The organism is Bradyrhizobium ferriligni (assembly GCF_056837965.1).
On sequence record NZ_JBXEJO010000114.1, the window covers coordinates 1 to 20,224 of the forward strand.

21 protein-coding genes are annotated in these 20,224 nt (G+C 65.0%); 17 read left to right on the top strand and 4 right to left on the bottom strand.

Annotated features, from left to right (window positions below):
- Positions 1 to 338 precede the first annotated feature (338 nt).
- Positions 339 to 1,148, top strand: coding sequence for a phosphotransferase (locus AC1VNY_RS40140; RefSeq protein WP_482409323.1), 810 nt, complete (start codon positions 339 to 341; stop codon positions 1,146 to 1,148).
- A gap of 177 nt (positions 1,149 to 1,325) precedes the next feature.
- A complete protein-coding gene (locus AC1VNY_RS40145) occupies positions 1,326 to 2,138 on the top strand; it encodes an aminoglycoside phosphotransferase family protein (protein ID WP_482409324.1) in 813 nt (270 codons plus the stop codon).
- Positions 2,139 to 2,264: 126 nt separating this feature from the next.
- On the opposite strand, the gene AC1VNY_RS40150 is transcribed toward AC1VNY_RS40145, so the two are convergent.
- A complete protein-coding gene (locus AC1VNY_RS40150; protein WP_482409325.1) occupies positions 2,265 to 3,818 on the bottom strand; it encodes a winged helix-turn-helix domain-containing protein in 1,554 nt (517 codons plus the stop codon).
- A gap of 163 nt (positions 3,819 to 3,981) precedes the next feature.
- Here AC1VNY_RS40150 and AC1VNY_RS40155 point away from each other — a divergent pair, with 163 nt between their 5' ends.
- From AC1VNY_RS40155 to AC1VNY_RS40165, 3 genes are all read left to right on the top strand, one after another.
- Complete coding sequence (locus AC1VNY_RS40155; RefSeq protein WP_482409326.1) at positions 3,982 to 5,022, top strand: alpha/beta fold hydrolase; 1,041 nt, start codon at positions 3,982 to 3,984, stop codon at positions 5,020 to 5,022.
- A gap of 77 nt (positions 5,023 to 5,099) precedes the next feature.
- Positions 5,100 to 5,609, top strand: a complete 510-nt coding sequence (locus AC1VNY_RS40160) for a cytochrome P460 family protein (protein ID WP_482409327.1) — start codon at positions 5,100 to 5,102, stop codon at positions 5,607 to 5,609.
- Positions 5,610 to 5,942: 333 nt separating this feature from the next.
- Entirely contained in the window at positions 5,943 to 6,311 is a 369-nt protein-coding gene (locus tag AC1VNY_RS40165) for an ArsC family reductase (RefSeq protein ID WP_482409328.1), read from the top strand.
- Positions 6,312 to 6,356: 45 nt separating this feature from the next.
- Here the strand turns inward: AC1VNY_RS40165 and AC1VNY_RS40170 are convergent, their stop codons facing one another.
- Positions 6,357 to 6,974 (bottom strand): hypothetical protein, encoded by a 618-nt coding sequence (locus AC1VNY_RS40170; RefSeq protein WP_482409329.1) that lies wholly within the window; start codon positions 6,972 to 6,974, stop codon positions 6,357 to 6,359.
- A 3-nt stretch (positions 6,975 to 6,977) separates the two neighbouring features.
- Complete coding sequence (locus AC1VNY_RS40175; RefSeq protein WP_482409330.1) at positions 6,978 to 7,136, bottom strand: hypothetical protein; 159 nt, start codon at positions 7,134 to 7,136, stop codon at positions 6,978 to 6,980.
- A 339-nt stretch (positions 7,137 to 7,475) separates the two neighbouring features.
- Between AC1VNY_RS40175 and AC1VNY_RS40180 the strand changes: the two genes are divergently transcribed.
- The 7 genes from AC1VNY_RS40180 (at position 7,476) to AC1VNY_RS40210 (ending at position 13,943) form a co-directional block, all read left to right on the top strand.
- Positions 7,476 to 8,231, top strand: a complete 756-nt coding sequence (locus AC1VNY_RS40180; protein ID WP_016839877.1) for an ABC transporter ATP-binding protein — start codon at positions 7,476 to 7,478, stop codon at positions 8,229 to 8,231.
- Complete coding sequence (locus AC1VNY_RS40185) at positions 8,224 to 8,967, top strand: ABC transporter ATP-binding protein (RefSeq protein WP_018271255.1); 744 nt, start codon at positions 8,224 to 8,226, stop codon at positions 8,965 to 8,967. Before AC1VNY_RS40180 ends, AC1VNY_RS40185 begins: the two co-directional genes overlap by 8 nt.
- 40 nt (positions 8,968 to 9,007) lie before the next feature.
- A complete protein-coding gene (locus tag AC1VNY_RS40190; protein ID WP_461191069.1) occupies positions 9,008 to 10,237 on the top strand; it encodes an ABC transporter substrate-binding protein in 1,230 nt (409 codons plus the stop codon).
- 64 nt (positions 10,238 to 10,301) lie between these two features.
- Entirely contained in the window at positions 10,302 to 11,165 is an 864-nt protein-coding gene (locus AC1VNY_RS40195; protein ID WP_016839880.1) for a branched-chain amino acid ABC transporter permease, read from the top strand.
- Between the two features lies 1 nt (position 11,166).
- Positions 11,167 to 12,135 (top strand): branched-chain amino acid ABC transporter permease, encoded by a 969-nt coding sequence (locus AC1VNY_RS40200; protein WP_026192674.1) that lies wholly within the window; start codon positions 11,167 to 11,169, stop codon positions 12,133 to 12,135.
- A 145-nt stretch (positions 12,136 to 12,280) separates the two neighbouring features.
- Positions 12,281 to 12,925, top strand: coding sequence for a DUF47 domain-containing protein (locus AC1VNY_RS40205; protein ID WP_482409331.1), 645 nt, complete (start codon positions 12,281 to 12,283; stop codon positions 12,923 to 12,925).
- A 13-nt stretch (positions 12,926 to 12,938) separates the two neighbouring features.
- The gene (locus AC1VNY_RS40210; protein WP_482409332.1) at positions 12,939 to 13,943 is read left to right on the top strand and encodes an inorganic phosphate transporter; all 1,005 of its coding nucleotides are present in this window, start codon (positions 12,939 to 12,941) and stop codon (positions 13,941 to 13,943) included.
- Positions 13,944 to 14,001: 58 nt separating this feature from the next.
- Here the strand turns inward: AC1VNY_RS40210 and sugE are convergent, their stop codons facing one another.
- Positions 14,002 to 14,316: a quaternary ammonium compound efflux SMR transporter SugE gene (gene sugE / locus AC1VNY_RS40215; protein WP_016839884.1), complete on the bottom strand. Its 315-nt coding sequence runs from the start codon at positions 14,314 to 14,316 to the stop codon at positions 14,002 to 14,004.
- A 153-nt stretch (positions 14,317 to 14,469) separates the two neighbouring features.
- On the opposite strand from sugE, the gene AC1VNY_RS40220 reads away from it, so the two are divergent.
- The 5 genes from AC1VNY_RS40220 to AC1VNY_RS40240 all read left to right on the top strand — a co-directional run.
- Positions 14,470 to 16,089, top strand: a complete 1,620-nt coding sequence (locus tag AC1VNY_RS40220; RefSeq protein ID WP_482409333.1) for a peptide chain release factor 3 — start codon at positions 14,470 to 14,472, stop codon at positions 16,087 to 16,089.
- A gap of 451 nt (positions 16,090 to 16,540) precedes the next feature.
- A complete protein-coding gene (locus tag AC1VNY_RS40225) occupies positions 16,541 to 17,152 on the top strand; it encodes a hypothetical protein (RefSeq protein ID WP_482409334.1) in 612 nt (203 codons plus the stop codon).
- A gap of 70 nt (positions 17,153 to 17,222) precedes the next feature.
- Positions 17,223 to 17,807, top strand: coding sequence for an NnrU family protein (locus AC1VNY_RS40230; protein ID WP_482409335.1), 585 nt, complete (start codon positions 17,223 to 17,225; stop codon positions 17,805 to 17,807).
- Positions 17,808 to 17,809: 2 nt separating this feature from the next.
- Complete coding sequence (panB, locus tag AC1VNY_RS40235; RefSeq protein ID WP_028344770.1) at positions 17,810 to 18,631, top strand: 3-methyl-2-oxobutanoate hydroxymethyltransferase; 822 nt, start codon at positions 17,810 to 17,812, stop codon at positions 18,629 to 18,631.
- 10 nt (positions 18,632 to 18,641) lie between these two features.
- The coding region (locus AC1VNY_RS40240; RefSeq protein WP_482409336.1) for a class I adenylate-forming enzyme family protein at positions 18,642 to 20,224 on the top strand (1,583 nt) is incomplete at its 3' end.

Below are 20,224 nucleotides of genomic sequence, written 5' to 3' on the forward strand. Positions count from 1 at the left end.
GGTCAGCCCTCCAAGAGCCGACCATCCATGAATCATTGAAAAATCGATTCGGGAATCCTATAAAACGCGACAAAATCAACAATCTGCCAAAGTAGTGCTGGGCCATGTACTCATTCAGCAGCTGGCGCCTGATGTCCGCTTGACCCCCCAACAGCGGCGGAAAAGCGGACATCTCCCGAGATCGCCGAAGGGCGCCACAACCGGACTTGGCACCATTTAGCGGAGTGAACGACGGTCTCTGCAGGTTGAAACGCGATCATCGTGTCCGGCGGTCCCGCGACGGGAGGGGTTCCTTTTTGCTCGCCGCCGGTGTTTCCTCTGCACGGCGGAGAACGGGCATGCGGGGATCGCTGGGAGAGAAGATCGGCAAAGGCGTCTTCGCTGATGTCCACGCCTGGGCGCCCGGTCAGGTCGTCAAGTTGTCCAAGCCGGGTATCCCGCAGTGGGTCGTCCAGCACGAGACGCAAATGACCCGCGCGGTCTTCGCCGCCGGCGGCCCGGCGCCGGAGGTGCTCGGCGAAGTCACCCTGGACGGCCGCTTTGGCATCGTGATGCCGCGGTTCGATGGGCCGACCCTGACGCAGGCTACGCGCACCGGCGCCATCACGCGTGAACAAGCGGGCGCAATCCTTGCGACGCTCTGCCTTGCCGTTCACAAGACGCAGCCGCCGCCGGACGCACTCTCGCTGCGCGAGGCGATGGACGCCAGATTGCGGTTCGGCGGCAGCGTGCTTCCGGAGCGCATCACCACCGGCGTCCTCGCGCTGATCGAGCACCTCGCACCCGATGACGTGCTGTGCCATTCCGATCTTCACCCCGGCAACGTGATCATGACGGCGCAGGGTCCGAGACTGATTGACTGGCTCGGCGCGGCTCGTGCGCCTGCCGCCTACGAGATTGCGCAGTGCCATGTCCTGATTGCCGAGCTTGACCCGGAACACGCCGACGACCCGGAGCGGGCCACGGTCAATTCGGTTCTGCAGGCGGAGTATGCGCGGCTGGCCGGCATCGCCCCTGCGGCGCTCACGGCGGCGATGCAGCCCTATTTGCCGATCGTCCGCGTCTTCCTCCTGCTCGGCGGGGCCATGCCTGAGATGCGGGAGCGGCTGATCCAGCGCGTCGAGGCGGCCCTGCGCTCGGCGGGGTGATTACTCTCGGTCATCCCGTCTACGCCAAGGCTACGCCGGGCCAACATACTCGCTCGGCCGCCGAAGCTTCAGCGAAGGCGGCATGCCCGGCCATAGCCGTTCGAAGAACGGCGTCGCTTCGCACCGCCTATGACGAGTGCCCATAGGGTGAGGGTCACAGCAACACGGGGGATAAAGATGCAGGGATCGCTGAGGGAAAAGATCGGTGAAGGCGCCTACTCCGAAGCCTACGCCTGGGCGCCGGGGCAAGTCGTCAAACTGTTCAAGCCCGGCTTGCCGCGGCGGATGCCCTGGTTCGAGGTGCGCATGATCCGCGCCGTTCACGCCGTTGGCGCGCCGGTGCCGGAGGTGTTCGGCGAGGTGACCCTGGACGGGCGGTTCGGCATCGTGCTGCAGCGTCTCGACGGACCGACCCTGCTGCAGCTAACCCGAACCGGCGCGGTGACGTTCGAACAGGCCGGCGCGATCATCGCGGCTCTTGCCATGTCCATTCACAAGACGCCCCTGCCGCCGGAGGTCCTCTCCATGCGCGGGTATATGGAGGCTCAGTTGGGGCGCGACGACGGCAAGCTCCCGAAGCACATCGCCACTGAAATCCTCGCGCTGATCGATCGCTTGCCGCCGGGCGACGGGCTTTGCCATACCGACCTGAGCCCCGGTAACGTGATCATGACGGCGGAAGGCCCAAAGCTGGTCGACTGGGTCAGCGCGATGTGCGGGCCCGCCGTCCTCGAGCTTGGGTTCTTGCGCGTGATCCTGTCCGAGCTCGGGCCGGAAGTCGCCGACAATCCGGAGCGGCCGCGCGCGACCAATGCGGCGGCGCAATCCGAATATGCTCGGCTGGCCGGCATGTCTCTCGCGGAGCTAACGGCGGCAATGGAGCCGTATTTGCCCATCGTCCGCACCTTCGCCGTTCTCGGCAACGCGGTGCCTTCGCTGCGGGAGCGGCTGATCCAGCGCATCGAAGCGGCTCTGCGCTCGGAAGACTGAATTGTTCTGGTCGCGCGCGCGAGCGCTACGAACTCTCCGACGAGGAATCGACTGCCATCACGCCGATGCTGCCAAGCAAGCCGCGGCGTACCACGGGTGAATGGTCGTCGCGTCCTCCGAGCGGCGTCAGTCGGGGACGCCGGCCGCCTTCAGCGTCTCGCGGTAGGTCGCGGACATCGATTCCACGGGAAACGGGATCCGCGACAGGAAGCCGGAGATCGTGAACTCCGGGTCGATCTTGAGCAACTCGCGCGCGATCTGGGCCGCACGCGCGTTGTCGCCGGTCTTGACCAGCGCCACGATCAGGACGCGCAGCGCCACCGCGAAGCGGCGGTTCTGCGCCAGCGCCTTGTCGGCCCACATCACCGCCTCAGTGAAATTCTGGTCGAGCACCGCGCAGATCGCCAGCGCCGCGGCGGCGAACCAGCCGCGCGGGTCGCGCGGGTTCAGCCGTTGCGCGCGCTCGATCATGGCGCGGCCGGCTTTCTGATTACCACGCATCGCCTCGATCCAGCCGCCGAGCACCAGCGCCATCGCCGAGTTCGGATTGATCGCAAGCGAACGCTCGAACAGGTCGCGCGCGGGCTCGATCTCGTCGGCCATGTTCCAGATCGCGAACGCCGCCATCCACAGCACCTGCGGGTCACCGGGCGCAAGCTCGACCGCGCGCCAGGCCTGCGCGACCGCGCGTTCGCGATAGGCGTCGTTCGGCTTCAGCCAGCCCTGGACATGGCGCATCGCATGACAATAGGCCGAGGCCGCCAGCGCGGGCGCATAGGCCGGGTCGAGCGCCAGCGCCTGGTCGAGGCAATCGAGTGCAGCTGCCATGCTCTCGGGCGTGAACTCGTAACGCAGGCTGTAGGCGCGCAGCAGCAGGTCGTAGGCGTCGAGCCTGTCGGGCGGCGCTGCCCGCACCCGCTCGGCTTCCGCGACGAGCAAGGTCGGCTCGATCGCGCCGACCACGTTCTCGGTGATGCGGTCCTGCAGGTCGAACACGTCGGTGGCGGCGCCATCGAACCGGTCGGCCCACAGATGCGCGCCGGAGACGGCGTCGATCAGCTGTCCGGTGATGCGCAGCCGCTCGCCGCCGCGGCGGACGCTGCCCTCGAGCACATAGCCGACGCCGAGATCGCGGCCGACCTGGCGGATGTCGACCGCCTTGCCCTTGTAGGTGAAGGCGGAGTTGCGCGCGATCACGGTGAGGCGGCTGCAACGCGCGAGCGCGGTAGTGATGTCCTCGGCGATCCCGTCGGCGAAATAATCCTGTTCGGGATCGCCGCTCATATTGGTGAACGGCAGCACCGCGATCGATGGGCCCTCGCTCGGCCGCGGCGGGCTGGCATTGTCTGCAACCGGACGATCGTGCGCGGTGTCCTCCCTGACATCGCCGACAAAGCGGAGACCCTTGCGGGGCAGGGTGCGGATCAGCCGCTGCTCCTCGCCATTGTCGCCGATCGCTGTCCGCGCGGCGTTGATCCGGCTGCTCAGCGTCGCTTCCGAGACGATCCGGCCGTGCCAGACCGCGGCCAGCACCTCGTCGCGGCTGACGACCCGATCGCGGGCGCGGATCAGGAACTCGATGAGGTCGAAGACCTGGGGCTCGACGGCCACCAGAGCATCGCCACGGCGCAGCTCACGGCGCTCGGAATCGAGGGTCAAGTCGTTGAAATGGTAAGTCAAATTCGATAGTCCGGCGGCCGGCGGCTGAATCGGTGGCGGAACCTAGCACAGGCCGCCCGGAGCCAAAATCACGACGGTCTGAAGGACAAATCCACGTCCTCTGAAAGCGGACGGGGGCGGTCTCTGCAATATTCCATCCCGACACCAGATGCAGGAGATCGCCATGTCGCAGTCCATCAATCAGCAACGCCGCCGCTTCCTTGGCATCGCCGGCGGGATCCTTGCCGCCTCCAAGCTCGGCTTCCTCGGCTCGGCCAGCGCGCAGTCCAAGCCGGCGCTGCCCGCGATCAGGGCCGGCGCCCACACCTCGATCGGTCCCGTCAAGCAGATCAATGCCGGCGTGCTTGATACCGGTTATGTCGAGATGGGTCCTGCGTCCGGTCCCGCAGTGATCCTGCTGCACGGCTGGCCCTACGACATCCACAGCTATGCCGACGTCGCGCCGGCGCTGGCCGAGGCCGGCTACCGCGTGATCGTGCCGCATCTGCGCGGCTATGGCACGACGCGCTTCCTCTCCAGCGACACGATGCGCAGCGGCCAGCCGGTCGCGGTCTCAGCCGACATCATTGCGCTGATGGATGCGCTGAAGATCGAGAAGGCCGTGCTCGGCGGCTATGATTGGGGCGCGCGCACCGCCAATATCATGGCGGTGCTCTGGCCCGAGCGCTGCAGGGCCATGGTGTCGGTGAGCGGCTATCTGATCGGCAGCCAGGCGGCCGGCAAGATGCCGCTGCCGCCGAAGGCCGAGCTGCAATGGTGGTACCAGTTCTATTTCGCGACCGAGCGCGGCCGCGAGGGCTATGCCAAGAACCGGCACGATTTTAACAAGCTGATCTGGCAGCTGGCGTCGCCGCAATGGAAGTTCGACGACGCCACCTACGACCGCAGCGCGGCGGCTTTCGAGAACACCGATCACGTCGGTATCGTGATCCACAATTACCGCTGGCGGCTTGGTCTTGCCGAGGGCGAGGCGAAGTACGACGCGTTCGAGAAGACGCTCGCCCAGGCGCCTGTCATCGCGATCCCGACCATTACGATGGAGGGCGATGCCAACGGCGCGCCGCATCCGGAGCCTGCCGCCTATGCCAAGAAGTTCTCCGGCCACTATGAGCATCGGCTCCTGACCGGCGGTATCGGCCACAATCTGCCGCAGGAAGCGCCGCAGGCCTTCGTCCAGGCCATCATCGACGTCAGCAAGGTCTAGAGCGTTTTCGAGCGAAGTGGATACCGGTTCGCGTGAAGAAAACGCGTCAAAAAAGAATCGAGCGCGGAACAGCAATCATGAGACAGGTTTTGAAATGGGCAGCTGCCGCGATCGCGGCAGCCTGCATCAGTGCGTCATTGCCGTTTGCCGTCGGACATGCCGACGATGCGGCACTGGCGTCGCCGATCTTCGGCGTGAAAATTCCGGACGGCTATCGCGACTGGAAGCTGATTGCGGTCGGCGAGGAGACCGGGCTGGACGAGCTTCGCAGCGTGCTCGGCAACGCGACCGCCGTGAAGGCCTATCAGGACGGCGCCGCGCGTTTCCCCGACGGCACCGTGCTGGTCAAGCTGGCCTGGAAGCGCAAGCCGGTTGCAGGCCTCGACGGCGCGTTCATCACGGGGCCGGCGACCACGGTCCAGGTGATGGTCAAGGACGCCGCCAAATATGCCGCGACCGGAGGCTGGGGCTTTGGCCGCTTCATCGACGGCAAGCCGGTCGATGCCGCCCAGCACGAGACGTGCTTTGCCTGTCATGAGGCCCATGCCAGCGATCAGGATTTCGTCTTCACGCACTATGCGCACTGAGTGCGATCAACCGCCCTCATCGTCGTCCTGGCGAAAGCCAGGACCCATTACCCCAAATCTCAGTCATTGCGCGACGCTGGGGCCGCGATCCCATTCACAATCAACTGCGGTGGTTATGGATCCTGGCTTTCGCCAGGACGACGGCGGTGTTTCTGGCGAGCGCCATGCACCGATCACGGAGATGCCGCGGCGTACTGGGTCCCCCGGTCGAGCCGGGGGACGACACCGAGCACGGCACTACGCCTTCTTCACGTCCTCGCGGCGCGGTCTGATCTGGCGTTGCCGTTGCAGTGAGGCTAGTTTCCCCGCCGCAATCGCATGCGGGGAACGGCTTTGACCATCACCATCTACGGCATCAAGAACTGCGACACCATGAAGAAGGCGCGCAGCTGGCTCGACGAGCACGGCGTCGCCTACGACTTCCACGATTACAAGACCGCCGGGATCGCCAAGGACAAACTCAAGCAATGGAGCGACGAGGTCGGCTGGGAAATGCTGCTCAACCGCGCCGGCACGACCTTCAAGAAGCTGCCCGATGCCGACAAGGAAGGCTTGAACGAGCGCAAGGCGGTGGCGCTGATGGCCGAGCAGCCCTCGATGATCAAGCGGCCGGTGCTCGATCTCGGGGGCAAGCGCGTGGTCGGCTTCAAGCCGGACATCTACGCCAACGAAGTGCCGGCAAAGGCGCGCAAGAAGGGTTGATGCGCTTGCAGCGATGGGGTGAGCGCTTCGCGTGAAGCGATGCGTCTAGATCAACTCGACTGAATCATGGCTCACGGGACGATCCGTCGGGACGAACCTCCGGTCGATCACGGCACGCTCCGTGACGACCGGGACCGACTTCGCCTTCACGCCCATCAGATCGTGCAGCCGAAAGCGGCCTTCGATGCTGATCGCCTTGTAGGAGCCGATGATGTGCTCGACGGCATCGCCGCGTCCGAACGGCAAGAGCAGTCGTTCATAGGAGACCTCCTTGCCGTCGGCGTCGGCGACCGTCGCAACGGTGTAGGTCGGGCGCTTGCGCGCCACGCAGGCACGATAGGACAGGATCACCCCCGCGTAGCGCTCCGGGCCGATCGCATCGTCAAGATAGCGGTTGGTGCGCAGCCGCGCTTCGACATGCTCGTTGCCATAGGCCGTCGTCAGTCTCGCGCCTTCCTGCGTGATCAGGAAACGCGCGGCCTCGCCGCTGCCGACCACGTCAAAGCTCATCATGTCGGCGCGTTCGTCGGCGCTGCCCTCGGTATGGAAGTCGCACAACAGCGGAAGCGCGTCCGGCAGGCGCAGCGCGCGCAGCCAGGCGTTCAGCAGCACACGCTGCGTGATCGACTTGACCACCGATGGATCGGCACTTCTGAATTGCATCGGCTAGCCGAATTCAGGCACATCCCCGAACGGGATGCGACCAGGGACAAGTTCATCGATGTGCGGGATGGTTTGGCTGCGGGCATAAAGTCGCAGCCACGCGCCGAAATCACGTTGCGGGATCGATTTGACGACCGAAGAACTGGCGCGCTCGAAATGCAAGGCTCAAGCCATTCATAATGCAATGGCCGGAGCTTCGCCGAGGCGCGGAAATATTCTATGAAAGTCGGAGTCCGGAGCAAAACACCGTTAACGACCGCTTTCCCGAGGCGCAAAGCGCGCCGAAATGCCATTCGACTAAGGATCAACCGGAACCGGTCACGCGGATGCCGCACTGCACAGCTTTCCACCTTGCGTAACCGCCGCAGATGACGGCATATTCCGGCCCGGAGGCGACGGGCCCCGGACGGTTTCCAAGACGGATCGGACGCCTGTCGGACACGAAAAAAGCTGGCCACGCGGGCGAGGGGCTTCGCAGCGATGGCGTATGGGGGAATCTATTTGGCCGATGAGTTCATCCTCGAAACCAGCGGATTGACCAAGGAATTCGCGGGTTTCTTCGCCGTTCGCGACGTCGCGTTGAAAGTGCGTCGGGGCAGTATCCATGCGTTGATCGGGCCGAACGGCGCCGGCAAGACGACCTGTTTCAATCTGCTGACCAAATTCCTGAAGCCGTCGGCAGGCCAGATTCGCTACAAGGGCCACGACATCACCGCGATGCCGCCGGCCGACGTTGCGCGCCTCGGGCTGGTCCGTTCGTTTCAGATTTCAGCGGTATTTCCGCATCTGACGGCGCTCGAGAACGTTCGCGTGGCGCTGCAGCGGCAACACGGTTCGTCGTTCGATTTCTGGCGTTCGAAAAGCGTGCTCGACCGCTTCAATCCGCGCGCCCACGAGCTCCTGAACGACGTCGGCTTGAGCGAATTCGCCAACACACCGGCGGTCGAGATGCCGTACGGCCGCAAGCGCGCACTTGAAATTGCAACGACGCTCGCGCTCGACCCCGAGATGATGCTGCTCGACGAGCCGATGGCCGGCATGGGCCACGAGGACATCGACAAGATCGCGGCGCTGATCAAGCGGATCTCCGCGAAATACACCATCCTGATGGTCGAGCATAACCTCTCGGTGGTGGCCAACCTTTCCGACATCATCACCGTGCTGACGCGCGGGCAGGTGCTGGCGGAGGGCAACTACGCCGACCTCTCCAAGGACGAGCGCGTGAAGGAAGCCTATCTGGGAGCGGGTCATGGCTGAGGCAAAACTGGCGGAGAAGCCCGTGGCTGCGGCCGGCGCCGACGTGCTGACGGTCAAGGATCTGCAGGCCTGGTACGGCGAATCCCACATCCTTCACGGCATCAATTTCAACGTGAAGGCCGGCGAGGTGGTGACGCTGCTCGGCCGCAACGGTGCCGGCAAGACCACCACGTTGAAGTCGGTGATGGGCGTCATCGGCAAGCGCTCCGGCTCGATCCGCTTCGACAATCAGGAAATCATCCGCGCCACCTCGGACCGGATTGCGCGGCTCGGCATCGCATTCTGTCCCGAGGAGCGCGGCATTTTCGCCAGCCTCGACGTGCGCGAGAACCTGCTGCTGCCGCCGGTGGTGCGCCCGGGCGGCCTGCCGCTCGACCAGATCTTCACGCTGTTTCCCAACCTGAAGGAGCGCCTCACCAGCCAGGGCACCAAGCTCTCGGGCGGCGAGCAGCAGATGCTGGCGATTGCGCGCATCCTGCGGACCGGCGCGCGCTTCCTGATGCTGGACGAGCCGACCGAAGGGTTGGCGCCGGTCATCATTCAGCAGATAGGGCACACCATTGCGCGCCTGAAGTCGCAGGGATTCACCATCCTGTTGGTCGAACAGAATTTCCGTTTCGCCTCGACCGTTGCGGACCGCTACTACATTGTCGAGCACGGCAAGGTGATCGACGGCTTCGCCAATTCCGAGCTGTCGGCCAACATGGACAAGCTCCATACCTATCTCGGCGTCTGATATCGCCAGAACCAGAAAATTTAGGACGAGGGAATACGACATGAAGAACAAGATTTCAGCGCTCCTGCTCGGCACCGCGATGGTGCTCTCGGCTGCAAGCGTCGCCTCCGCCCAGGAAAAGCTCGACAAGACGGTCAAGATCGGCGTGTTGTCCGATCAGTCCGGTCTCTACGCCGACCTCGCCGGTCCCGGCTCGGTGCTGGCGGCGCAGATGGCGGCCGAGGATTCCGGCCTCAAGGCCAAGGGCTGGACCATCGACGTGATCTCCGGCGACCACCAGAACAAGCCCGATATCGGCACCACCATCGCCCGCCAGTGGTTCGACGTCGACAAGGTCGACACCATCGCCGACGTGCCGAATTCCGGCGTCGCGCTCGCGGTCAACAACGTCGTGAAGGAAAAGAACGGCGTCTACATCAATTCGGGCGCCGCCACTTCGGATCTCACCAACGCGCAGTGCTCGCCGAATACCGTGCACTGGACCTACGACACCTACATGCTCGCCCACGCCACCGGCCAGGCGCTGGTGAAGGCGGGCGGGGACACCTGGTTCTTCCTCACCGCGGACTACGCGTTCGGCGCGGCGCTCGAGCGCGACACCACGGCCGTCGTCACCGCCAATGGCGGCAAGGTGGTCGGCGGCGTCAAGCATCCGCTCAACACCGCCGACTTCTCCTCCTTCCTGCTGCAGGCGCAGGCCTCCAAGGCCAAGATCATCGGCCTCGCCAATGCCGGCGGCGACACCACCAACTCGATCAAGCAGGCGGCCGAGTTCGGCATCGTCAAGGGCGGCCAGAAGCTCGCGGCGCTGCTGCTGTTCCTCACCGACGTCAAGGCGATCGGACTCGAGACCGCGCAGGGCCTCAACTTCACCGAGACGTTCTACTGGGACCTCAACGACAAGACCCGCGCCTTCTCCAAGCGCTTCTCGGAGCGGATGAAGAACAGCGCGCCGCCGACCATGGTGCAGGCCGGCGTCTATGCGGGCCTCATTCATTACTTCAAGGCGCTGGAAGCGCTCGGCGGCAATCCGCATGACGGCGCCAAGGTGGTCGCGAAGATGAAGACGATCCCGACCGACGATCCGCTGTTCGGCAAGGGCGAGGTCGAGGCCAACGGCCGCGTCACCCACGACGCCTATCTGTTCGAGGTGAAGAAGCCCTCGGAGTCCAAGGGACCGTGGGACTTCTACAAGCTGGTCGGCACCGTGCCGGGCAACCAGGCCTTCACGCCGCTCGACAAGAGCACCTGCGCGCTTCTGAAGAAGTGACGATCATGCCCGCCGGCCATGCGCGTGGCCGGCGGGCTTCATCTATCTAGCGAAAGCTCATTCGATGCAGGCTCTCTACGCACAGCTTCTGGTGGGACTGATCAACGGCTCGTTCTACGCGCTGCTCAGTCTGGGGCTCGCCGTCATCTTCGGCATGCTCAACATCATCAATTTCGCGCATGGCGCGCTCTACATGATGGGCGCCTTCGTGGCGTATTTCCTGCTCAACCTGGGCGGCATCAATTACTGGTGGGCGCTGATCATCGCACCCGTCGTGGTCGGCATCTTCGGCATGATCCTCGAGCGGACCATGCTGCAATGGCTGACCGGCCTCGACCATCTCTACGGACTGCTGCTGACCTTCGGCATCGCGCTGATCGTGCAGGGCGTGTTCCAGAACTATTTCGGCTCCTCGGGCCTGCCTTACTCGATCCCGGATCAGCTCAAGGGCGGCGTCAATCTCGGCTTCATGTTCCTGCCGATCTATCGCGGCTGGGTCGTCATCTTCTCGCTCGTGGTGTGCCTTGCCACCTGGTTCCTGATCGAGAAGACGCAGCTCGGCGCCTACCTGCGCGCCGCAACCGAGAACCCGACGCTGGTGCGCGCGTTCGGCATCAACGTGCCGCGCATGATCACGCTGACCTACGGGCTCGGTGTCGGTCTTGCCGCGCTCGCCGGCGTGCTGTCGGCGCCGATCAACCAGGTCCGCCCGCTAATGGGCGCCGATCTCATCATCGTGGTGTTCGCGGTGGTCGTGATCGGCGGCATGGGCTCGATCATGGGCTCGATCATCACCGGCTTCGCGCTCGGCGTGATCGAGGGACTGACCAAGTATTTTTATCCCGAGGCCTCCAACACCGTGGTGTTTGTCCTGATGGTGGTGGTGTTGCTGGTGAAGCCAACGGGACTGACGGGACGGGCGGCTTGATATGTCAGCATTGACCGACGATACACTTCCGATCACGCCGCGCGCGATGCGCGACGAGATGATCGTATTCGCCGCGATGGCGCTGCTGCTGGCGATCGTGCCGTGGACGGGGATCTATCCGTTCTTCGTCATGCAGGCGCTGTGCTTCGCGCTGCTCGCCTGCGCCTTCAACCTCCTGATCGGCTATGGCGGCCTGCTGTCGTTCGGCCACGCGATGTTCCTCGGCACCGCCGGTTACGTCTCGGCGCATGCGCTGAAGGTGTGGGGGCTGTCGCCGGAGCTCGGCATCCTGGTCGGCACCGCGGCCGCGGCCTTGCTCGGCCTCGTCACCGGCTTCATCTCGATCCGCCGCCAGGGCATCTATTTCTCGATGATCACGCTGGCGCTGTCGCAGCTGCTCTACTTCATCTACCTGCAGGCGCCGTTCACCCATGGTGAGGACGGCATCCAGGGCATCCCGCAGGGCCACCTGCTCGGCATCTTCGACCTGTCGAAGCCGATGGTGCTCTATTACGTCGTTCTGGTCGGCTTCCTCGCCGGTTTCCTGCTGATCTACCGCACCATCAACTCGCCGTTCGGCGAGGTGCTGAAGTCGATCCGCGAGAACGAGCCGCGCGCGATTTCGCTCGGCTACAAGACCGACCAGTACAAGATGCTGGCCTACATCCTGTCGGGCACGCTGGCGGGCTTTGCCGGCTCGCTGAAGGTGTTCGTGGCGCAGAATGCCTCGCTCACCGACGTGCACTGGTCGATGTCCGGTGAAATCGTGCTGATGACGCTGGTCGGCGGTCTCGGCACCATCTTCGGCCCGGTGGTCGGCGCCTTCGTGATCATCGCCATGCAGCAATATCTCGCCGGTTTCGGCCAGTGGGTGACGGTGATCCAGGGCGTGATCTTCGTGGCCTGCGTGCTGCTGTTCCGGCGCGGCCTGGTCGGTGAGCTGGCCCATTTGTTGCGGCGGTCGCTGTAGGGCAGGTCTCGGCGATTGTCGGCCGACATAGCGGTGGACGACCGCCCGTTTGGGCGGTCGATCCCGGTGCTTTCCCCGCCAGATGCTCTATGACAGTTCTGTGACAGTCGCTAAAAGGGCTGTCCCGGAATGATGGAACTGAGACATGCTGCGGTGGTTTCGCGCTTTCCTGCCGAAGGAAGAGCGCTTTTTCGACCTGTTCGCCCGCCACGCCCAGACTTCGGTGCAGTGTGCATTGGCGTTGCAGGGCATGCTGAAGGGCGGGGAGGAGACACCCGTCTTTTGCCAGCGCGTCAATCAGTTCGAGAACGACGCCGATAGCGTCACCCGCGAGGTCCTGACCGCGGTTCGCCGCACCTTCATCACCCCGTTCGATCGCGGCGATATCAAGAACCTGATCACCTCGATGGACGACGCGGTCGACCAGATGCAAGCGACCGCAAAGGCAGTCATGCTGTTCGAGGTGCGCGAGTTCGAGCCGCCGATGCGCGAGATGGGCGGCCTGATCGTCGAATGCGCCAATCTGGTGGTCCGCGCGCTGCCCCTGTTGCAGTCGATCGGCCACAACGTCTCGATGCTGACCCAGATCACCGAGGAACTGACCAAGCTCGAGGGCCGGGTCGACGATCTCCAGGATATCGGGCTCAAGGAGCTGTTCCTGAAGCACCGCGACGCCAACACGATGGACTACATCGTCGGCGCGGAGATCTACGACCATCTCGAGAAGGTGGCCGACCGCTTCGACGACGTCGCCAACGAGATCAACTCGATCGTGATCGAGCAAGTGTAGAGCGGGGCATCACGTGGACGCCACGCTGGGTCTTCCAATTCTGACCGTCCTGATCGCGGTCGCGCTGCTGTTCGACTTCCTGAACGGCCTGCACGATGCGGCGAACTCGATCGCGACCATCGTCTCGACTCGCGTGCTGCGGCCGCAATATGCGGTGTTCTGGGCGGCGTTCTTCAACTTCGTCGCGTTCCTGGTGTTCGGCCTGCACGTTGCCAACACCATCGGCACCGGGATCATCGAGCCGTCGGTGGTGGATGCGACCGTGATCTTCGCAGCATTGGTCGGCGCGATCGTCTGGAACGTGATCACCTGGGCGCTGGGCATTCCGTCGTCGAGCTCGCACGCGCTGATCGGCGGCCTGGTCGGCGCCGGCATGGCGAAGGCGGGCATTTCGGCGGCGGTGTGGAGCGGGCTCTCCAAGACCTTGCTCGCGATCGTGCTGTCGCCGCTGGTCGGCTTCCTGCTGGCGCTGGTGCTGGTCGCGGTCGTGTCCTGGCTCTCGGTGCGCTCGACGCCGTTCGCGGTCGATCGCGCCTTCCGCATCCTGCAATTCGCCTCGGCGTCGCTCTATTCGCTCGGCCATGGCGGCAACGACGCGCAGAAGACCATGGGCATCATCGCCGTGCTGCTCTATTCGCAGGGCCATCTCGGCGACACCTTCGAGATTCCGTTCTGGGTGGTGCTGGCCTGCCAGAGCGCGATGGCGCTGGGCACGCTGATGGGCGGCTGGCGGATCGTCCGCACCATGGGGCTGCGGATCACCAAGCTGACGCCGATGCAGGGCTTTTGCGCCGAAACCGGCGGCGCCGCGACGCTGTTCATGGCGACCTATCTCGGGGTTCCCGTATCGACCACGCACACCATCACCGGCGCCATCGTCGGCGTCGGCGCGGCACGGCGGCTCTCTGCCGTGCGCTGGAATGTGGCGAGCTCGATCGTCTACGCCTGGGTGATCACGATCCCGGCGTCGGCCGCGGTCGCAGCCGCGAGCTATTGGGCGGTGCAGATTTTGAAGTAGCGTTTTCGAGCGAAGTGGAAGCCGGTTCGCGTTAACAAAACGCGTCCCAAGGAAGTCATCAGCCGACCAGCTTCAGCCCGACGATGCCGGCAACGATCAGCCCGATGCTGGCCAGCCGCATCGCGGTCGCGGGTTCGCCGAGCAGGATGATGCCGAGCGCAGCGGTGCCGACCGCGCCGATCCCGGTCCAGACCGCATAGGCGGTTCCAATCGGCAGCGTCTTGAGCGCGAGGCCGAGCAGGATCACGCTGCCGGCCATCGCCGCCAGCGTCAGCACCGACGGCACCAGCCGCGAGAAACCTTCGGTATATTTCAGCCCGATCGCCCAGCCGATCTCGAGCAGGCCAGCGGTGAACAGAATGGTCCAAGCCATCACGAACCCTCCAGATAAGGCAGGGTCGTCCCCGCGAATGGTATGGTGAGGAGAAGGTCGTCCTTCCGGTGCCTATATGGGGAAGGTGCGGCCGTTCCGCATTGCGACAAAACGCCCTTGATTGCGCCCGTTTTCCCTGCCAAATGCCCCGCCATGTCCGACATTTCAGTTTCAGCCGAATCGCCGTCCCGCTCGCCGCTTTCAGAGGAAGTGGCGCGACGGCGGACCTTTGCGATCATCTCGCACCCGGACGCCGGCAAGACCACGCTGACGGAAAAGCTGCTGCTGTTCGGCGGCGCCATCAATCTCGCGGGCCAGGTCAAAGCCAAGGGCGAGCGGCGCAACACGCGCTCGGACTGGATGAAGATCGAGCGCGAGCGCGGCATCTCGGTCGTCACCTCGGTGATGACCTTCGAGTTCAACGACCTTGTGTTCAACCTCTTGGACACGCCGGGCCACGAGGACTTCTCGGAAGATACCTATCGCACGCTCACCGCGGTCGATTCCGCGGTCATGGTGATCGACGCCGCGAAGGGCATCGAGGCGCGCACGCGAAAACTGTTCGAGGTATGCCGGCTGCGCGACATCCCGATCATCACCTTCATCAACAAGATGGACCGCGAGAGCCGCGACACGTTCGAGCTCCTGGACGAGATCGAAAAGACGCTGGCGCTCGACACCACGCCGATGACCTGGCCGGTCGGCCGTGGCCGCGACTTCCTCGGCACCTATGACGTCGTCAATGGTGGCGTGCGGCTGCTCGAGGGCGGCGGCGCCAAGACCGGCGCCACCGAGCAGATCGACATCGCCGATCTCGGCAAGCGCAACCCCAATCTCGACGTCGCCGAGGTCAAGGACGAGCTCGCGCTGGCGTCGGAGGCCTGCAAGCCGTTCGAGCTCGCGGCGTTCCGCGAAGGCCATCTGACGCCGGTCTATTTCGGCAGCGCGCTGCGCAATTTCGGCGTCGGCGATTTGCTGGAAGGCCTCGGCAAGTTCGCGCCGGCGCCGCGCGCGCAGGACTCGGATTTGCGCAAGGTCGAGGCCGCCGAGCCGCGCATGAGCGCGTTCGTGTTCAAGATCCAGGCCAACATGGATCCGAACCACCGCGACCGCATCGCCTTCGCCCGGCTGTGCTCGGGCAAGCTCAGCCGCGGCATGAAGGCCAAGCTGGTGCGCACCGGCAAGAACATGAGCCTGTCGAGCCCGCAGTTCTTCTTCGCGCAGGACCGCTCGGTCGCCGACGAGGCCTTTGCCGGCGACGTCGTCGGCATTCCGAACCACGGCACGCTGCGGATCGGCGATACCCTGACCGAGGGCGAGGATCTGACCTTCGTCGGCGTGCCGAGCTTCGCGCCGGAAATCGTCCGCCGCGTTCGGCTCACCGACGCGATGAAGGCGAAGAAGCTGAAGGAAGCCTTGCAGCAGATGTCGGAGGAGGGCGTCGTGCAGGTGTTCCGCCCGCGCGACGGCGCGCCGGCGCTGGTCGGGGTGGTCGGCCCGCTGCAGCTCGACGTGCTGAAGGCGCGGCTCGATGCGGAATATTCGCTGCCGGTCGAGTTCGAGATCTCTGAATTCTCGCTGGCGCGCTGGATCTCATCCGACGACCGCAAGAAGCTCGACACTTTCATCTCGGCCAACAATTCCGGCATCGCCGACGACGTCGACGGCGATCCCGTGTTCATGGCCAAGAACGAGTTCTATCTCGGCTACACCCGCGAGCGCGCCGAGGGCATCACCTTCTCCAACGTCAAGGACGTGAAGAAGAAGGCGTAAGGCCGCTTGCTCCGGTGTCGTCCCCCGGCTTGACCGGGGGACCCAGTACGCCGGGGCCTATCGGTCAATCACAACTGCCTCTGGAATACTGGATCGCCCGGTCGAACCGGGCGATGACAGCGGGGTTGTGGCGAGAAAAGCGCGTGGACGTGAAGGAGAAGGCGTAAGGCCGCATACGCGGTGTCGTCCCCCGGCTTGACCGGGGGACCCACTACGCCGCGGCCCATCAATCGATCACTGCTGCCTCTGGAATACTGGATCGCCCGGTCCCGTCTACGCCAAGGCTTCGACCCGGCTCAGGTGATAGGCGCGCCGTAGCATCTTGCGGAGGCGGCAAGCCGGGCGATCACAGCAGAGGTTGGCGCGAGCGCAAGGAATTGAACACGGCCCCGCTTGATGCGCTCCGGGCGCGGCACCATTTTCCCCGGAAGCGCAATCCGGGTCCATCTGCATGCTCCGACGCGTCGCCATCTGCCTCGCCTTTGCCGTGCTGGCGTTCGCCCTCGCGGGCTTGGCCTCTGCGCGGCAGCGGCATCAGACCAACCCGGTGCCGTTCGCACACACACCCTGCAGCGTGCTCGACAGTGGACCCTGCATCCCATCCTATTGCAGCGTGTTCAACCACGGGCCGTGCCTGCCCGAGATCGATTATCCGTACGGCGAAAATCTCCAGCTCACGATCCTCACGGTGCCGCCGCAGGACCAGGCCGCGAAGTACCGCAAGCCGGATCATGATCTCGATACCATCGGCGATCTCTTCGCCGCGATGCGCGCCTGCTGGGCGCCGCCGCCGCCGGACGACGCGCGCGAGGGCATGCAGATGTCGGTGCGCTTCAGCTTCAAGCGGACCGGCGAGATGATCGGCACGCCGCGCCTGACATTTTCGACGCGGGGCATCCCGGCCGACACCCGCACCACCTACCTCAACGCGATCAATGCCTCGCTGGATGCCTGCCTGCCGCTGAAATTCACCGGCGGATTGGGCGGGGCGCTGGCCGGCCGGCCGATCATGATCCGCTACGTCGACAACCGCGAGCTGGCTAAATCGGCCGGCAAGCCGTGAAGCTGACGCATTGCCACCCGCCCGGCGAAGGTGATACGCGAAGGCATTGATCGATCAGGGGAGGAACATCGTGGGACTGCTCGTCATGATCCTGGGTCTCGTGCTGTTCCTCGGCGTCCATGTGCTGTCCAGCCTGCGCGAGATGCGCGCCGGCCTGATCAAGGCGACGGGCGAGGGCGTCTACAAGATCGCCTATTCGCTCGCCTCCGCGGCCGGGCTCGTGCTGATCATCTGGGGCTTTGCGCATTATCGCGCGACCGGATGGATCGACGTCTGGACGCCGCCGACCGCGTTCAAGCATATCGCCGTGGCGCTGATGCTGCCCGCCGTCATCCTCGTCGTCGCCTCCTATGTCCGCGGCCGCATCTACACCACGCTGAAGCATCCGATGCTCGCCGGCGTGAAGCTGTGGGCGTTCGCGCATCTGGTCGCCAATGGCGACCTCGGCTCGATCATCCTGTTCGGCTCGTTTCTCGGCTGGGCGGTCTATGACCGCATCTCGCTGAAGCGCCGCACGGATGCCGGCGCGCCGCCGATTCCGGTGGGCGGCCCAACCAACGACCTGATCGCGATCGCGGTCGGTGTCATCGTCTATCTGGCGCTGGCGTTTGCGTTCCACCCGGTCGTGATCGGCGTGCCTGTCATGGGAGCCTGACTATGTCTGTTCAATCCGCCATCAAGCGCAAGACCGCGCCCGATCTGCGCGCCCGCAAGAACGGCGAGCCGATCGTGATGCTGACGTCCTATCATGCGCACACCGCGGCGCTGGTCGACCGTCATTGCGACGCCATCCTGGTCGGCGATTCCCTCGGCAACGTCATGCACGGCTTCGAGACCACCGTGCCGGTGACTCTCGACATGATGATCCTGCAGGGCCGCGCGGTGATGCGCGGCTCGCAAGCCGCGCTCGTCGTGGTGGATATGCCATTCGGCTCCTATGAGGGTTCGAAGGAGCAGGCGTTTCAATCCGCGGTGCGGATCATGAAGGAAACGCTGTGCGGCGCGGTCAAGCTCGAGGGCGGCGCGCGGATGGCGGAGACGGTGGCGTTCCTGTCCGACCGCGGCATTCCGGTGATGGGCCATATCGGTCTGACGCCTCAGTCGATCAACACGCTCGGCTCGTTCCGCGCGCAGGGCCGCGAGGAGGAGAACTGGGCGCCGATCGAGAACGACGCCAGGGCGATCGCGGAGGCGGGCGCGTTCTCGATCGTGGTCGAGGCGGTCGCCGAGCCGCTGGCGCGCAAGATCACGCAGTCGATCGCCGTGCCCACCATCGGCATCGGCGCCAGCGCGGCCTGCGACGGCCAGGTGCTGGTGCTGGAGGACATGCTCGGCTTGTCGCCGCGGGCGCCGAAATTCGTGCGCCGCTACGGCAATCTCGGGCCGATGATCGAGGAGGCGATCGCGGGCTATGCGCGCGACGTGAAGAGCCGCGCATTCCCTGGGCCGGAGCACGTCTACGGCATGAAGAAGAGCTGACGGGGCAGACATGGACTGGTCGCAGCACGCAATTCCGCCGATGCGGCTCGAGCCGCGCTTCGGTGACCGCGTCGTGCCGGCTTTCCCGGAGCGGCCCGGGAGCCTGTGGGCGATGATCGCGGACGCCGTTGCGCAGAATGGGGACGGCGAGGCGCTGGTCTGCGGCGCGACGCGTCTGAGCTGGCGCGAGGTCGCGGCGAAATCGGCCAAGGTCGCGGCGGGCTTTTCCAAACTCGGCCTTGCGCCCGGCGACCGCGTCGCGATCCTGCTCGGTAACCGCATCGAATTCGTGCTGACGATGTTCGCCGCCGCGCATGCCGGGCTGGCCACGGTCCTGCTCTCGACGCGCCAGCAGAAGCCCGAGATCGCCTACGTGCTGAACGATTGCGGCGCGACGCTTCTGGTCCATGAGGCCACGCTTGCCGACCGCATCCCTGATGCGGCCGACATTCCCGGCCTCAAGCATCGCATCTCCGTCAGCGACGACGGCGCATCGCAATTCGCTGGCCTCGCCGATAACGCGCAGGCCCAGGCACCGGCGGAGGTGAGGGAAGAGGACACCGCGATGATCCTCTACACCTCGGGCACCACGGGCCGGCCGAAGGGCGCCATGCTCGCCCATTGCAACATCATCCACTCCTCGATGGTGTTCGCCTCGTGCCTGAAGCTGACCAGGGCCGATCGCTCGATCGCCGCGGTGCCGCTCGCGCATGTCACCGGCGCGGTCGCCAACATCACCACGATGGCACGCTGCGCCGGCGCGCTGATCATCATGCCGGAGTTCAAGGCCTCGGAATATCTGAAGGTCGCGGCGCGCGAGCGCGTCACCTACACGGTGATGGTGCCGGCGATGTACAATCTCTGCCTGATGCAGCCGGATTTCGACAGCTACGATCTGTCGAGCTGGCGGATCGGCGGCTTCGGCGGCGCGCCGATGCCGGTCGCGACCATCGAAAAACTCGACGCCAAGATTCCCGGACTGAAGCTTGCGAATTGCTACGGCGCGACCGAGACCACGTCGCCCTCGACCTTGATGCCGGGCGAGCTGACCGCCGCCCATATCGACAGCGTCGGCCTGCCGTGTCCCGGCGCCGAGATCATCGTGATGGGCGCCGACGGCCGCGAACTGCCGCGCGGCGAGATCGGCGAGCTCTGGATCCGCAGCGCCTCGGTCATCAAGGGCTACTGGAACAATCCGAAGGCAACCGCGGAGAGTTTCACCGCCGGCTTCTGGCACTCCGGCGATCTCGGTTCGATCGATACGAAGAACTTCGTCCGCGTGCTCGACCGCCAGAAGGACATGATCAACCGCGGCGGCCTGAAGATTTATTCCGCCGAGGTCGAGTCCGTCCTGGCCGGCCATCCCGCGGTGGTCGAGAGCGCGATCATCGCCAAACCGTGCCCGGTGCTCGGCGAGCGCGTGCACGCCGTGATCGTGACCCGCACGGACGTGAATGCGGAGAGCCTGCGCGCCTGGTGCGCCGAGCGGCTCTCCGACTACAAGGTGCCGGAGACCATGGCGCTGACATCAGAGCCGCTGCCGCGCAACGCCAATGGCAAGGTGATCAAGCGCCAGATCAGGGAGAGCTCTGT